Annotated in this window: 14 protein-coding genes; all 14 read right to left on the bottom strand. The window is 74.7% G+C overall.

The window, feature by feature from the left end:
• Nucleotides 1–46 precede the first annotated feature (46 nt).
• On the bottom strand, nt 47–1,075 hold the full coding sequence (locus ACSLTV_RS03265; RefSeq protein ID WP_435611587.1) for a hypothetical protein: 1,029 nt from the start codon (nt 1,073–1,075) through the stop codon (nt 47–49).
• A gap of 68 nt (nt 1,076–1,143) precedes the next feature.
• Nucleotides 1,144–1,410, bottom strand: coding sequence for a hypothetical protein (locus tag ACSLTV_RS03260; RefSeq protein ID WP_432134212.1), 267 nt, complete (start codon nt 1,408–1,410; stop codon nt 1,144–1,146).
• 153 nt (nt 1,411–1,563) lie between these two features.
• Nucleotides 1,564–1,830, bottom strand: a complete 267-nt coding sequence (locus tag ACSLTV_RS03255; protein ID WP_432134211.1) for a hypothetical protein — start codon at nt 1,828–1,830, stop codon at nt 1,564–1,566.
• The gene (locus tag ACSLTV_RS03250; RefSeq protein WP_432134210.1) at nt 1,827–2,102 is read right to left on the bottom strand and encodes a hypothetical protein; all 276 of its coding nucleotides are present in this window, start codon (nt 2,100–2,102) and stop codon (nt 1,827–1,829) included. The genes ACSLTV_RS03255 and ACSLTV_RS03250 overlap by 4 nt, the downstream gene beginning before the upstream one ends.
• A 51-nt stretch (nt 2,103–2,153) precedes the next feature.
• Complete coding sequence (locus tag ACSLTV_RS03245; protein WP_435611586.1) at nt 2,154–3,047, bottom strand: peptidoglycan-binding protein; 894 nt, start codon at nt 3,045–3,047, stop codon at nt 2,154–2,156.
• A 103-nt stretch (nt 3,048–3,150) separates the two neighbouring features.
• The gene (locus tag ACSLTV_RS03240; protein ID WP_432134208.1) at nt 3,151–3,540 is read right to left on the bottom strand and encodes an ATP-binding protein; all 390 of its coding nucleotides are present in this window, start codon (nt 3,538–3,540) and stop codon (nt 3,151–3,153) included.
• A 16-nt stretch (nt 3,541–3,556) separates the two neighbouring features.
• Entirely contained in the window at nt 3,557–4,276 is a 720-nt protein-coding gene (locus tag ACSLTV_RS03235) for a hypothetical protein (protein WP_432155460.1), read from the bottom strand.
• Complete coding sequence (locus tag ACSLTV_RS03230; RefSeq protein WP_432134206.1) at nt 4,276–5,409, bottom strand: hypothetical protein; 1,134 nt, start codon at nt 5,407–5,409, stop codon at nt 4,276–4,278. The genes ACSLTV_RS03235 and ACSLTV_RS03230 overlap by 1 nt, the downstream gene beginning before the upstream one ends.
• Nucleotides 5,406–6,509 carry a hypothetical protein gene (locus ACSLTV_RS03225; protein WP_432134205.1) on the bottom strand — a complete coding sequence of 368 codons (1,104 nt, stop codon included), beginning with the start codon at nt 6,507–6,509 and terminating at the stop codon, nt 5,406–5,408. Before ACSLTV_RS03225 ends, ACSLTV_RS03230 begins: the two co-directional genes overlap by 4 nt.
• Nucleotides 6,510–6,544: 35 nt before the next feature.
• Nucleotides 6,545–7,738 (bottom strand): hypothetical protein, encoded by a 1,194-nt coding sequence (locus ACSLTV_RS03220; protein ID WP_435611585.1) that lies wholly within the window; start codon nt 7,736–7,738, stop codon nt 6,545–6,547.
• A gap of 22 nt (nt 7,739–7,760) precedes the next feature.
• Nucleotides 7,761–8,978: a hypothetical protein gene (locus ACSLTV_RS03215; RefSeq protein ID WP_432155458.1), complete on the bottom strand. Its 1,218-nt coding sequence runs from the start codon at nt 8,976–8,978 to the stop codon at nt 7,761–7,763.
• A 40-nt stretch (nt 8,979–9,018) separates the two neighbouring features.
• Complete coding sequence (locus ACSLTV_RS03210; RefSeq protein ID WP_432134202.1) at nt 9,019–10,215, bottom strand: hypothetical protein; 1,197 nt, start codon at nt 10,213–10,215, stop codon at nt 9,019–9,021.
• A gap of 42 nt (nt 10,216–10,257) precedes the next feature.
• Complete coding sequence (locus tag ACSLTV_RS03205) at nt 10,258–11,181, bottom strand: phage distal tail protein (RefSeq protein WP_432134201.1); 924 nt, start codon at nt 11,179–11,181, stop codon at nt 10,258–10,260.
• 126 nt (nt 11,182–11,307) lie between these two features.
• The gene (locus ACSLTV_RS03200) at nt 11,308–12,570 is read right to left on the bottom strand and encodes a tape-measure protein (RefSeq protein WP_432155455.1); all 1,263 of its coding nucleotides are present in this window, start codon (nt 12,568–12,570) and stop codon (nt 11,308–11,310) included.
• Between the last annotated feature and the right edge of the window lie 5 nt (nt 12,571–12,575).

Here is a 12,575-nt window from a genome sequence, read left to right as displayed (position 1 = left end):
ACCCCGTACGGCACGGGGTGACCGCCCTTCGGCGTTCTCACGGTGGTCAGCACTTCGGGGCCCGCAGCGTCCAGGTCCCGCCGCTGTCGACGCGGACGGCGCAGCGGTCGGTCACCGCGAGGCTGAGCCGGGCGTGGCCGCGGCCCTCGGCCAGCACCTCGGCGGTGCGCAGGGAGCGGGTGAGCCGCCGTACGACGAACGGTGTGTCGTCGTGGTGCTCGAAGTCCAGGACGCGGGGACCGCCGCTCTTCAGCACGGTCTCGGTGCCCCGACCGCGGATCCGGCCGCCGCCGGGGAGCCGTCGCGCCTCGCTGATCGGGCGCAGGGCCAGCCGCCAGGGGCCGCGGGCGGTCACCTCGACGTGCAGGGTGTCGCCGTCCTGCGGGGGCACGGTGATGTGGGCGGCGGTGGGCTCCGGGCCGCCGTCGAGGAGCAGCTGACGCCGGGCCGGGTGGCCGGTGCGGGTGTGCACGCTGAAGCGCTGCGCGGTCTGCGTCTCGAACGCCAGCACCGCGGGCCCGTCGGTGGCGGGGCGGGGAAGGCGCAGCTTCATGGAGCCGCTGCCGTGGTTCCAGACGACGTCGGCGGTCGGGCGGTCGTCGCCGTTCAGCCGGGCCAGCGCGGAACCGCCGCGGGCCAGCAGCGCCGGCACCTGGGCGGCGGGGGCGCGCTTGGCCTGCTCGTAGACGTCGAGGGCGGTGCGGTAGTCCGCCAGTTCCTCCGCGTCGGCGGTGGCGCCGGGGACGTAGGGGTGGGTGCGCAGGAGTTCGCCGTAGCGGGTGATGGCCTGCTCGGTGTCGGTGGCCGTCCCGTCGTCCGGTGTCGTCCCGGTGCCGGTGGTGCGGCCGGCCGGGCGCAGGGCGCGGGCGGGCTCGTCCGGCGGGGTCTTCCCGGTCAGGCGCAGGCCGGCTGCCATCGGGGGCAGCACGAGCGCGCCGTAGAGCGCCAGGCCGACGGCGGCGCCGTCGAGGGAGAGCCCCCCGACGACCGCCATCAGGACGAAGAAGCCGATGTTGCCGATGAGCCAGCCGTGCAGCAGGGCTTTCGGCCTGCGTGTGCTGAGGGTGTGCCGCATGGTGCCACCTCCCCGGTCGGTGGTGCGGTAGCTGCCGGGCTCCGGCAGCTACGTCGTGTCGGAGCCGGTCAGCCGCGCACGGCGCGGTGGAAGCGGAGCAGCGCCTTGGTGCCCACGGTGAGCAGGGCGGGCACGTCCTCGGCGGGGGCCCGGCGGGCCAGGGACGCGAGGTCGAGGGCGAGCGCGTAGTCGTCGAGCGCGGCGCGCGGGACGTCCGGGTCGTCGGCGCGCGGGCCGTACTCGGCGAGGCAGTCGCCGTACTCGATGACGGCCAGGCGGACGTCGACGCCGAGCGCGTCGAGCTGTCCGGTCAGCGTGTGCGGGTCGTGCGGCATGGCGGGCCCCCCGGTCCTCGTCCCTGATTCCCCGTTCGGCCGCGAGAGGCGGCCGTACGGGTCGATGGTGCGGGACCGGGGGGCGGGCGGGCAGGGGGTGCGGTCGGATGTGTACCGACGGCGGACTCTGCCGGGGCCCGGCAAGGAGCCGGGTCAGCGCAGTGCGAGTTCCCAGACGGCGATCGCCGCCGTGGAGACCGCGGCGAGGGCGCCGATGCTGGCGAGCGGCCAGCGGGAGCGCTCCAGGGCGTCCAGCCGCTGCTCGTGGTCGGCGAGCTGCTTGTCGGTCTGGTCGCTGCGCTGCACCAGCAGGGCGAGGGAGCCGTCGACCCGGGCGAACCCGGCCTCCACGGTGCCGCGCAGGCGTTCCAGTTCGACGGCTACGGCGGTGGGGTCGGACAGCGGGTGGGGTTCGTTCACGCGTCCCCCCGGCGGGTGCTCGGGTCGTCCCGCAGGGCCGGCAGGGCGGCGTCGTCGGGGTGGACGTCCGTGCGGAGCCAGGACGGCAGCAGCGCCTGGACGCCGGGCAGGGCCATCACCCGGGTCACGGCCGCGGCGGCGGTCAGCGCGGCCGCCGCCCACGGGAGCGTCTCGGGGAAGCCGGCGGCGTCGACGACCGTCGGCAGCAGGACGCACAGGCCGACAGCGGTCTGGACTACGGTGCGGAGGGTTCGCTTGGCGGCCTCGGACACGGGAACCTCGTTTCCGGAAGGAGCGGCTCGTCTTGCGGAGCGGCTCGTTCCTCAGGAGCTGTACGGGACTTTCAGGGCCGCCCAGGACCGGGCGCCCGGCCAGCCGTCGGCGTCGGCGCCGGTGAAGCCGAGCCTGCGCTGCCACTTGGCGTAGGAGCGACGGTCGGCCTCCGTCCACTGGGGGCCGGGCCCCTTGGCGTACGCCGAGCAGCCGACCGCGACCAGGCGGCGGCCCATCGCCGTGACGATCGGGGAGTGGGGGTGGGTGCGGAACCAGGCGGCGCCGGGGTAGGGCTGGTACGCCGGGGCGGTACCGGCCGGGGCCGGCCGGTGGCCCTGCGGGGCGGGCTTGTCGGCGAGCCGTGTGGCGATGCGGGCGCGCAGGTCCGTCATCGCGAAGCCGCGCGGGTCGACCTTGGTGTCGGTCCACTCCTTGTGGCCGATCACCGAGCGGGCGGTCCAGCCGTGGGCGCGGCAGATCGCCGCGGCGGCGCGGACGACGGCCTCCAGCTGGGCCTCGGGCCACGGGTCCTTGCCGTTGCCGAGGTTGACGCACTCGAAGCCGTAGAAGTGGACGTTGCCGTCGGTGTCGTTGCGGCGCGGCGGGGGGAGGACGGCGCGCTCGGCGACGACCGCGCGCAGGACGTCGCCGTCGCCGCGCCCGGCGTGGTTGGTGCGGCCGTTGCCCACGAGGTGGACGGTGCCGTCCTTGGCGATCACGCCGTGGCAGAGGGGGCCGGGGAGGGCCGAGTGGCCGTTGAAGCAGAGGGCGACGCTGGGGGCGGTGCCGCTGGTGACGGTGTGGTGGACGACCACGCCGTTGACCGGACCCCAACTGCCCTTGTGGTTGCGGTTGTGGGTGCGCCAGCCGGGGTGTTCGGTGACGGTGACGCCTTCCTTGCGCAGCGCGGCGACGAGGGCGTCCGCGCTGAGGGGATGTGCCATGGGTGCCTGCCTGACGGGTCTGGGTGCGGGCATGGGAAGACCCCGGCCGGTGGGGCGGCTCGGGGTCCGGGAGGTGCGGGTGTGGGGGCGCGGGGCCCGGGGACTACGTCGGGTCGGGTTCCGCGGGCGGTGCCGTCGTGGCCCAGGTCCGGCACAGCGCCAGGTACGCCGCCGTGTGGGCGGTGAAGTCGTCCAGGGCGGCCGTGACGGCCCGCTGGACGGCTGTCCGGTCGGGAACGACCGGGGCCGTGCCGACCGGGAGGACGGTCACCCGGCCGGTGCCGCGCAGCACCGCGCCGTTCTCCCCGGTCTCCGTGAACTGGGCGGTGACGGTGACCGGGGAGTAGGTGCCGGTGATCGAGTCGGGCGCGATGACGCTGCTCAGGCTGGTGTCGGAGACGTTGACGTGGATGGTGTGGCCGGACTCGGCGAGGGTGGCGCGGCCGGCGTAGTCGATCGCGACGCCCCAGGGCTGGGTGGGGTCGATGTCCATGGGTTCCTCCGGGCGGTCAGGACTGGCGGCCGTACATCAGGACCGGGTGGGCGTAGACGGTGCCGGAGGCGCTGGTGACCTGGGCTTGGACCTCGACCTTGAGCAGCGTGCCGTACACCGTGGCGAAGTCGGCGGCGACCAGGGCGGTGTGGTCGAAGTCCGCGCCGGCACCGACCGTGTCGCCCCACGGGGCGCCGTTGAGCAGCACCCGGACGCTGCCGGCGGCGCCGGAGGAGGCCCGGGTCTGCAGCAGGAGCCGCAGCTTGGGCTGCCAGACCACGTTGTACGACATGGCGATCGTCGCCCAGGAGGTCGCGGTGGTCTGCGGCCAGCGGGCGACCGCGGTGTCCTGCGGCGGCAGCATGTTCAGCCAGGGCCGGGCCAGTCCGCCGTTGTTGACGTCGTCGGCGAACAGCTCCCGCCCGTCGTTGTCGTAGACGCGCAGCGGTTGCAGCGAGGTGCTGGAGCCGTCGCCGTTGTGCAGGCTCATGGCGAGCGAGCCGGTCTGGCGGCGCACCGCCATGCCGTACTCGGCGCCGCTCCACGCGCCCACCGCGAACACCGCCGGACCGCCGCCCGGCGGGCGTACGGCGAGATAGCCGCCGTCGGTGATCTCCACGCCGCCACCGGAGATCCGGTTGAGCGCCGGCCGGCTGTTGACGGCGGTGGACAGCTGCTGGATGCGGCGTTCCATCTGGGTCAGCCGGTCGATGATGTCTTCGGGCAGCTGGGGCATCAGGCCTCCTCCAGGTAGAGCTCGGCGGTGTCGGGGCGGCCGCGCTGCGCCGGGCTGACCTTGACGCCGATGACCCGGTAGCGGGCGTCCAGGCCCTCGGTCCACCACTCGTCGGTGATCCGGATGCGCACGGTCCGCCCGAGCAGCGCGGGCGGCACCAGGTCGTCGAGGCGGACGCTGACCGCGGGGATCACCACCGCCCCGGTGGCCTGCGCGAGTTCGGCGGTGGCCAGGGACTTCAGGACGGCTGCGCTGGTCGTCTCGTTGTGGTCGGAGGACAGGTCGATGCGCGGGTAGCCGGCCGCGATCAGCGCGGCCGCCTCGTCGGCGTCGGCGAACACTGGGCGCGACTCGGCGGCCTGGTTGGTGTTGTCGCTGCCGCCGCGCGCCCGGGCGGTGGTGCCGCCGCGGGTGGCGTCGCGCGGGAAGGCGTACGACAGGATGGTGCCCGGGCGGTCCATCACCAGGTCGGTGGTCCCGGTGCGGATCTTCGGGCTGCCCAGGCGCAGCCGGCGGACCCGGGCGCCGGTGGCCGGGTCGCGGTAGACGGCGATGTGGTGCTCGAAGCCGTCGTCCAGGGCGGCGAGCGCGTCGATCGCCTCCAGATAGACGGTCTCGTCGCCGTCCCGGTAGCGGGCCGAGCGCATCTGCCCGGAGGTCTCGTAGCCGTAGGTGACGCCGATGTTCCCGCCGATCACGGTCGGCTTGTCCGCCTCGTCGGCGAACCGGCCGAGCTGCAGGTGCTCCCACAGCCGGCGCGCCACGACCAGCTGGTCCACGTCGGTGAAGGACAGGTCGGCGCGGATGCGGCGGCGGCCGGCGTACGACTCGAAGGTGGCCGCCTGGATGCCGAGGCTGAGCACGCCCCGGTCGGAGCTCTGCAGCGTGGCCGTCCAGATGATGCCGCCCCACCACAGGTCGTTGCCGCGCTGGAGGTAGACGGCGGTGCGGCCCTCCTCGATGCGGCGGACCCGGGCGGCCATCTGGGCGTCGGGCACCGGGACGGTCCCGGACAGCGAGCCGGCCTTGCCGAGGTAGTCGTCGACGGTGACGTCCCGCAGCGGCAGGATGTCGATGGTGGTGTCGTCGCGCAGGTCGCAGAAGATCGCGCGGTACGGGGTGTCGGTGCTCATGAGGCGGCCTCGTAGGTGGCGGTGCCCCGGATGGCGTGGGGCGGGCTCCAGGTCCAGGGCGACAGGGCGTCGACGGTGCCCTGGCCGGCGCCGCCGATCGCCGAGGCGTCGGGCCGGCCGGAGGAGACGCCCAGCTCGAAGGCGGTGGTGTGGGGCAGGTGGATCCGGCTCATGACGCGGGCGGAGTTGGACGCGCCCAGTTCGGCGAAGCCGACGACCGGGTGGGCGGCGGACGCCGGCACCGGCAGCGAGAAGCGCCAGTTGTCGGCCGAGGTGGGGTTCGCGCCGAAGTCGGTGGTGGTGCCGAACTGGATCACGAAGTTCAGGTGCACCGTCGTACCGGACTTGAGGTAGCGGCAGTTGACGTCGGCGTTGCCGTAGGACGGGGTGGCGTTGCCGGAGTTGGTGGTCCAGGCCGGGGTCCAGCTCTGCCAGGCCGGCGGCACCGGGTAGTCGGTCCACGCCGAGCCGGTCCAGCGCTGGAGGCGGCCGCCCGCGTCGCGGTACTGGCCCGGGTAGGCGCCGATCGAGGTGTCGCTGGTGACCGGCAGGATGCCGCCGACGGCGACCGTGGCGGTACGGCGGCCGGTGAGCGCGGTGCCCCAGTCGAGGCCGCCGGAGCCGGTGCTCGCCCCGGCCGGTACGGCGACCTCGTACAGCGGGAGCGCGAGATCGGGGGCCGCGGGCGCGGCCGGCAGGGCGGCCGGGGTGCCGGGGAGGATCTCGACGACGGCCTCGGTGCGCCCGGAGCCGTCGTACGGGTCGTCGTGGACGCGCAGCACGACCAGGTCGACCCGGCCGTACTGGGGGTCGCCGTCGGCGAAGGTCAGCGGCAGGGTCTCGGTCAGCGCCACCGGGTAGGCGCCCCGGGTGTCCGTGCCCTGGATGACGGCCCGGCCGGGGTACACGAGGGCGGACATCGTGCCGGGGTCGCCCTGCACGGTGAACCCGGAGATCCGCCACTGGCCGTCGGCGGAGCCCGGCAGGATGCCGGAGCGGGTGGTGACGGGAGAGGTCGGGGTGAGCGCGCCGAGCGCCGCGAGACGGGTGTCCTCGCGGGTCTGGCCGTCCGGGGAGAGCCAGCCGGAACGTACGGGCATGTTCCCTCCTTGGGGGAAGTCGAGGCGGAGGGGGGTCAGTTGGCGGGGTCGACGCGCAGGAAGATGTTGTCGAAGCCGCAGGTGACCGAGGCGCTGCCGGAGCGGTGCAGGGCGGTCATCGTGTAGACCGTGCCGGGCGTCAGCCCGTACAGCCGCCACATCGTGGAGACCGAGCAGGAGACGGTGCCGCCGTACATGGCGGAGTACTCGTCGTTCGACGGTTCCCAGACGACCGTGGCGCCCCGGGTGATGCGCGGGGCCATGAACGCGGCGGTGGTGGTGCTGCCCTGGGTCACCATGCGGGCGCCGAAGTGGAGCAGCACCGCTCCGGTGCCCGGGGCGGTGAAGTCGAGGGTCAGCGCGGAGACGGCCGTGTTGTCGAGGGCGGCGGTGTACGTCGTCGACGCGGTGGTCCCGGCGTCCAGGGACGCGGTGAACGCGGACGGGGTGACCGCCGGCAGCCACGCCGAGCCGTTCCAGCGCTGCAGGACGCCGCCCGCCGAGTCGCGGTACTGGCCGGGGTAGCCGCCGGTGGTGACGGCGCCGGCCGGGGCGATACCGCCGATGTCCCTCGGGTAGGGCACCCAGGCGGTGCCGTTCCAGCGCTGCAGGGCGTCGTTGACGTCGCGGTACTGGCCCGGGTAGGCGCCCTTGACGGTGTCGTCGGGCTTGGTGGGTGCGATGCCGCCGAGGGCGACCGTGGTGGGGCGCAGGTCGGTGAGGGCCGTGCCCCAGTTGATGCCGCCGTTGCCGTTGCTCGCGGTGGCCGTCACGAGCACCTGGAACAGCGGCAGCGACAGGCCGGGCGCGGCGGGCGCGGACGGCACGGCGGCCGGGGTGCCGGGGACGATCTCGACGACGGCCTCGGTGCGCCCGGAGCCGTCGTAGGCGTCGTCGTAGATCCGCAGGACGACGAGGTCGACGCGGTCGTACTGGGCGTCGCCGTCGGCGAAGGTGAGCGGCACTCCCTCGGTGAGGGACACCGGGTAGGCGCCGCGCGACTCCTCGGCCTGGATCACCGCCCGGCCCGTGCTGACCTCGGCGGTCATGGCGCCGGCGGCGCCGGCCAGCCAGAAGCCGGACACGGTGTGCTCACCGGTGTAGGAGCCGGGCAGGACGCCCGAGCGGGTGGCGACGGGGGAGACCGGGGTGTGGGCGCCGAGCGCGGCGACGCGGGTGTCCTCGCGGGTCTGGCCGGCCGGGGACAGCCAGGCGGAACGGGCGTTCATCTACAGTCCTTTCGCGGACGGGTCAGGAGGCGGATTCGTAGGTGCCGTGGATCGACAGGACGTCGCCGGTGCCCCAGTCGAAGGGGTAGCCCTTGTCCCAGATGTCGCCGGTGTTGTGCAGGGTGTCGCGCAGCGAGCGGACGGAGCCGCCGTTGCCGGCGGAGAGCAGACCGCTGCCCTGCCACATGCGGTTCTCGGAGGCGTCGAAGCCGACGGCGGTCAGTACCCGGCCGTCCAGCTTCCAGCTCGTCGACACCGGCGCGACCGGGAGCCTGAACGTCCAGTTGCCGTTGGGGTCCTGGGCGGCGAGGTTGGTCGTCGAGCCGATCCTCAGGTAGATCCGCACGTGCACGACCGTGCCGAGCTTGGCGTACGACCCCGCGAGGACGCCGTTGCCGATGCTCGGGGCGGTGCCGTTCTCGGCGCCCCACACCGGCGTGTAGTCGGTCCAGGCGGGCACCGGCTGGTACGACACCCAGGAGGAGCCGTTCCAGCGCTGCAGGACGCCGGAGGAGCTGTCGCGGTACTGGCCGGTGTAGCTGGCGGTGGTGACCGCGCCGGCCGGGGCGATGCCGCCCAGGGCGCTCGGGTACGGCACCCAGGCCGAGCCGTCCCAGCGCTGCAGCGCGCCGCCGGAGTCGCGGTACTGGCCGGGGTAGGCGCCGCCCCCGGTCTCGCCTACGGCCGGCAGGATGCCCCCGATCGCGACGGTCGGGGTGCGCAGGTCCTCCACGTCGGCGTTCCAGTTGACGCCGCCGTTGCCGGCGCCGGCCCCGGCCCGGACGGTGACCCGGTAGATCGGCAGGGCGATCGGCGGCGGCGCCGGCGCCTGCGGGTTCGCGCCGGGTTCGCCCCGGACGATCTCCAGGGCGGCCTCGGTGCGGCCGGAGGCGTCGTACACGTTGTCGTAGATCCGCAGGACGACGAGGTCGATCCGGTCGCCCTGGGCGTCGCCGTCGGCGAACGTCAGGGGGGTCTGGTGGGCCAGGGCGACCGGGTAGGCGCCCTGCCCGCTCTCGGCCTGGATCACCGCCCGGCCCTCGTGGACGGTGGCGGTCATGGTGCCCGCCCCGCCGTCCAGCCAGAAGCCGGCGAGGCGGTACAGGCCGTCGTAGGAGCCGGGCAGGACGCCGGAGCGGACCTGGATCGGGTTGGTCGGGGTGGTCGCGCCCAGCTGGGTCAGCCGGGTGTCCTCGCGGGTCTGGCCGGTCTCGGCCACCCATGAGCTGCGCAGGTTCATTCGCTGGTCTCCCTGGTCGGCGAAAGGCGGTGACGGTTCGTCAGGACTTGATCCACTCGGCGGCGAGGTTCGTGTAGTAGCCGGAGCCGCCCAGCGTGGTGACGGTGGAGCCCGAGTTCTGCAGCCCGTACAGGGCGAGCCGGTCGCCGGCCGCCAGCCGCACCAGGCAGCCGCCGCCGACGCTGGTCGCGGCCGGGCCGGCGCCGACGAGCCAGGTGCCCCTCGGGACCCCGCTGCCGTTGACGTAGACCCGCGCGCCGCGGGAGCCGGCCGACGGGTTGTCGCCGGTCCAGGTGATGTTGGCGGTCACCCGCCACCAGCCGGCCCGCGGCACGGTGTAGACGCCGAAGCCGTCGTGCCCCGCGGCGTCGTCCACGTCGGCGGTCTGCAGGGCGATCAGCGTCCACACGTTGCTCGGCACCGACTGCTTGCTGGTCTGCGAGGCGCTGTAGAGGACCGACGTACGCCCCTGGACGAACTGCCACGTGGAGCCGTCCCAGCGCTGCAGCCGGCCGGCGTCGTCCTCCCGGTGCTGGCCGACGTAGGAGCCGTCGGTCAGCGCGCCGGCCGGGGCGATGCCGCCGACCGCCTTCGGGTAGCCGACCCAGGCGGAGCCGTCCCAGCGCTCCAGCCCGCCCGGGGTGTCCCGGTACTGGCCGGCGTACGCGCCGGTGAAGCCGGAGGCGGGGACGATCCCGCCGACGGCCACGGTCGGGCGGCGCAGGCCGGTGACGGCGCTGCCCCAGTCCAGCCCGCCGGTGCCGGCCGACACCCGGGCGGGCACCAGGATGCGGTACAGCGGCAGGGCACTGCCGTCGGGTGTGTTCGGGACCACGGGGGTGGCGGCCGGCGTGCCCGGGACCAGGCGGACCAGTGCCCGGGTCTCGGCGGTGCCGTCGTACACGCCGTCCTGGACGGCGAGTTCGACGAGGTCGATCCGGTCGTACTGGGCGTCGCCGTCGGCGATCGTCAGGGTCTCCGGTTCGGTCACCGCGACCGGATAGGTGCCCTGGGCCGTCCGGCCGCCCGGGACGAAGGCGCGGCCCGCGCCGATGACGCAGGTCATGGCGCCCGCGGTGCCGGTGAGCGCGAAGCCGCCGGGGACGATGCCGCCGCGGGCCCTGAGCGGGGTGTCCTGCGGGGTGGAGGCGTCCGGGGTGAGCAGCCCGGAGAGGGTGACGCGGGTGTCCTCGCGGGTCTGCCCGAACTCGGTGAGCCAGGCTGATCGTACGGTCATGGGGTCGTCTCTCCTCGTCCGGCCTTCGCGGCGGTCACGGGGTCACCACTCCGCCGCGCGCCAGCGCACCGACATGCGGGCGCCGGGGCCGAAGGTGTCGGGGCGGAACGCGAGTTGGGCGCGGCCCGGGGCGAACGCGAACAGTTCCTCGGGGCTGCTGTCGGCGGCCGCCGTGTGCCGGCGGGAGGCGGTGCCGTTGAGGGTGACCGTGCCCGCCGCGGTGTCCACGACCAGTTCGTCGCCGGCCGCCAGGACGATGGAGTAGCGCAGCCGGCGGCCCGAGTTGCGGTCGGTGACGGTCGGGTTGCCGCACGGACCGGTGAAGGTGAGCACCGGGTGGGTGGGCGCGGAGCCGCCGTTGTCCACGGTGACGTCGCCGGTGGAGGCCGCCTGGCCCCAGTACAGCGGCCAGGTCAGCGGCCAGGTCAGGCCGCTCTCCGGCTGCGGGGCGCCGGTGACGGCGGTCCGCTCGGTGACGGAGTAACGGCGCGGGTCGGTGGCGTACCACTGCACGCTCGCCCGGGAGACGCCCTGGGTGGTGTACGTCCGGTCGGCGGCCAGCACCCGCTGGCTGACCCGGGCGCGCACGGCCAGCGTCTCGCCGTGCAGCCGCACCGCCAGCCAGCGCTCGGTGTCGCCGAGCAGCAGCGCCTGGCGCAGGGCGCGGATCGCCTCCAGCGAGGCGGCGTCGTCCGGCGCCGGTACGGTCCACACCGAGCCGCCGATCCTGCGGGGGCGGGCGTAGCGGGCGCCGGGCCAGGCGCCGTGCGCGGTGGGGTGGTCGGCGTCGCTGGAGTCGTACTCCGGCAGGTCCTCCCAGCCGGTCAGGCCGCCGCGGTCGATCTCGTAGGGGGTGCCCGGGCCGAGCAGCAGTCCGGCCCACTGCATCTGCCCGTCCTGGGTGATGAGTGAGCCGGGGGGTACGTCGTCCGTGGGGGCGTATGCGGTTGTGGTCGTCTCGGCCATGGGGCCGTCACCTCACTGTCAGGGGTGTCATGGCTCTTGGGCGCGGGGCTCCTGCGCGCGGGGCTCTTGCGCATGCGGTTCTTGCGCATGGGGCTCTTGCGCGCGGGGCTCCTGCGCGGGGTGCGCTTACGCGTGGGCGTGCGCGGCCGCCAGGAAGAGCAGGTCCTCGGCGATGCCGTGCGGGCCGGCGGCGGGGCTCTCGTGGAACTCCCGGACGCGGTGGCCGCGGCGGGCGGTGGCCGGCCGGTCCCGGCGGGCGAGGGCCCGGTGCGGGCGCAGCGCGTGCAGCGGCAGGACGCGGCCGGTCCGAGGGGCGGCGCCGGGCACCGCGACACCGCCCTCGGCGAGCATGGGGATCTTGTCGATGTCGATGCCGAACTTCTTGCCGAGGATGCTGAAGCTGAGGCTGTTGAGCCCGTCGATGACCCAGTTGGCGAACGCGATCAGGCCCTGGACCGGCCCTTTGACGACGCCCGCGACGGTCTGGGCGCCCGTGGTGACGAACCTGCCGATCGCGCCGAGCGTGCCGGCGGTCGCCTGCTTCACCCGGCCGAACATCCGGGGAATGTCCCTGGTGATCCATGTCAGGACCGGCTTGACCGCGTTCCTGAACCCGCGCCAGATCGCCGACACCTTGCCGCGCAGGGCACGGGTGTCGCCGGTGGTGAGGGCCTTCAGGACGGCGAAGCCGGTGCCGACGAGCTTGCCGACGACCCTGAGCGCGGTGGTGATGACGGTCAGGTAGACGGTGACGTACGTGGTCACCGCCTTCCCGATCGCTTTCAGCAGCGGCGCCAGGATCGCCAGGTACAGCCGGACGTACTTCATGACCACCGTCGCCGTCTGCTGCATCAGACGCTGCCCGGTCCGTGAGTTCATCGCCAGGTCCAGCAGCCAGCCGGCGACCGGCAGGAGCAGGCCGGTGACGAAGCCGATGGGGTTGGCGCGGGTGACGAGGTTGAGCGCCGTCATCACGGCGGAGCCGATGGTGGTGGCGGTGCCGAACGCGCCGAGCAGGCTGCCGAGGCCGCCGGCGGCGCCGGCGAGGGAGCCGATCAGGGCGAGCAGACCGCCGGCCGACCCGAGCCTGCCGAGGGCCCGGGTGACGTTCTTGGCCCGGCCGCTGAGCGTCCTGACGCCGGCCGCGGTGGTGCCGGCGCTCCGGCCGGTCCTGGTGAGGGTGCGGGCGGCGGCGTCGGCGTCCGCCTTGGTACGGCGTACGGCGTCGGCGGCCCCGTCGGCGGCAGAGCGGATGCGGTCGGCGGCGCCGGCGGCGGAGCGGATCCGTCCGGTGAGGCCGCGCAGGGCACCGCCGCCGCGGTCGACGCCCGTACGGAAGGCGCGCAGGGCCGGTGCCACCCCGGCGAGGGGGTTGACCGGCACGCTCATGGCCG

This window comes from Streptomyces sp. bgisy159 (assembly GCF_965341775.1).
Lineage (GTDB): Bacteria > Actinomycetota > Actinomycetes > Streptomycetales > Streptomycetaceae > Streptomyces.
Note: the sequence above shows the minus strand (reverse complement) of the source record. Positions and strands in the feature narration are given on the sequence as shown.

Bases quoted from the DNA above. Each gene is read 5' to 3' on its own strand.
- ACSLTV_RS03265 (WP_435611587.1), bottom strand. From the start codon at position 1,075: ATGCGGCACACCCTCAGCACACGCAGGCCGAAAGCCCTGCTGCACGGC.
- ACSLTV_RS03260 (WP_432134212.1), bottom strand. From the start codon at position 1,410: ATGCCGCACGACCCGCACACGCTGACCGGACAGCTCGACGCGCTCGGC.
- ACSLTV_RS03245 (WP_435611586.1), bottom strand. From the start codon at position 3,047: ATGGCACATCCCCTCAGCGCGGACGCCCTCGTCGCCGCGCTGCGCAAG.
- ACSLTV_RS03240 (WP_432134208.1), bottom strand. From the start codon at position 3,540: ATGGACATCGACCCCACCCAGCCCTGGGGCGTCGCGATCGACTACGCC.
- ACSLTV_RS03235 (WP_432155460.1), bottom strand. From the start codon at position 4,276: ATGCCCCAGCTGCCCGAAGACATCATCGACCGGCTGACCCAGATGGAA.
- ACSLTV_RS03230 (WP_432134206.1), bottom strand. From the start codon at position 5,409: ATGAGCACCGACACCCCGTACCGCGCGATCTTCTGCGACCTGCGCGAC.
- ACSLTV_RS03225 (WP_432134205.1), bottom strand. From the start codon at position 6,509: ATGCCCGTACGTTCCGGCTGGCTCTCCCCGGACGGCCAGACCCGCGAG.
- ACSLTV_RS03220 (WP_435611585.1), bottom strand. From the start codon at position 7,738: ATGAACGCCCGTTCCGCCTGGCTGTCCCCGGCCGGCCAGACCCGCGAG.
- ACSLTV_RS03215 (WP_432155458.1), bottom strand. From the start codon at position 8,978: ATGAACCTGCGCAGCTCATGGGTGGCCGAGACCGGCCAGACCCGCGAG.
- ACSLTV_RS03210 (WP_432134202.1), bottom strand. From the start codon at position 10,215: ATGACCGTACGATCAGCCTGGCTCACCGAGTTCGGGCAGACCCGCGAG.
- ACSLTV_RS03205 (WP_432134201.1), bottom strand. From the start codon at position 11,181: ATGGCCGAGACGACCACAACCGCATACGCCCCCACGGACGACGTACCC.
- ACSLTV_RS03200 (WP_432155455.1), bottom strand. From the start codon at position 12,570: ATGAGCGTGCCGGTCAACCCCCTCGCCGGGGTGGCACCGGCCCTGCGC.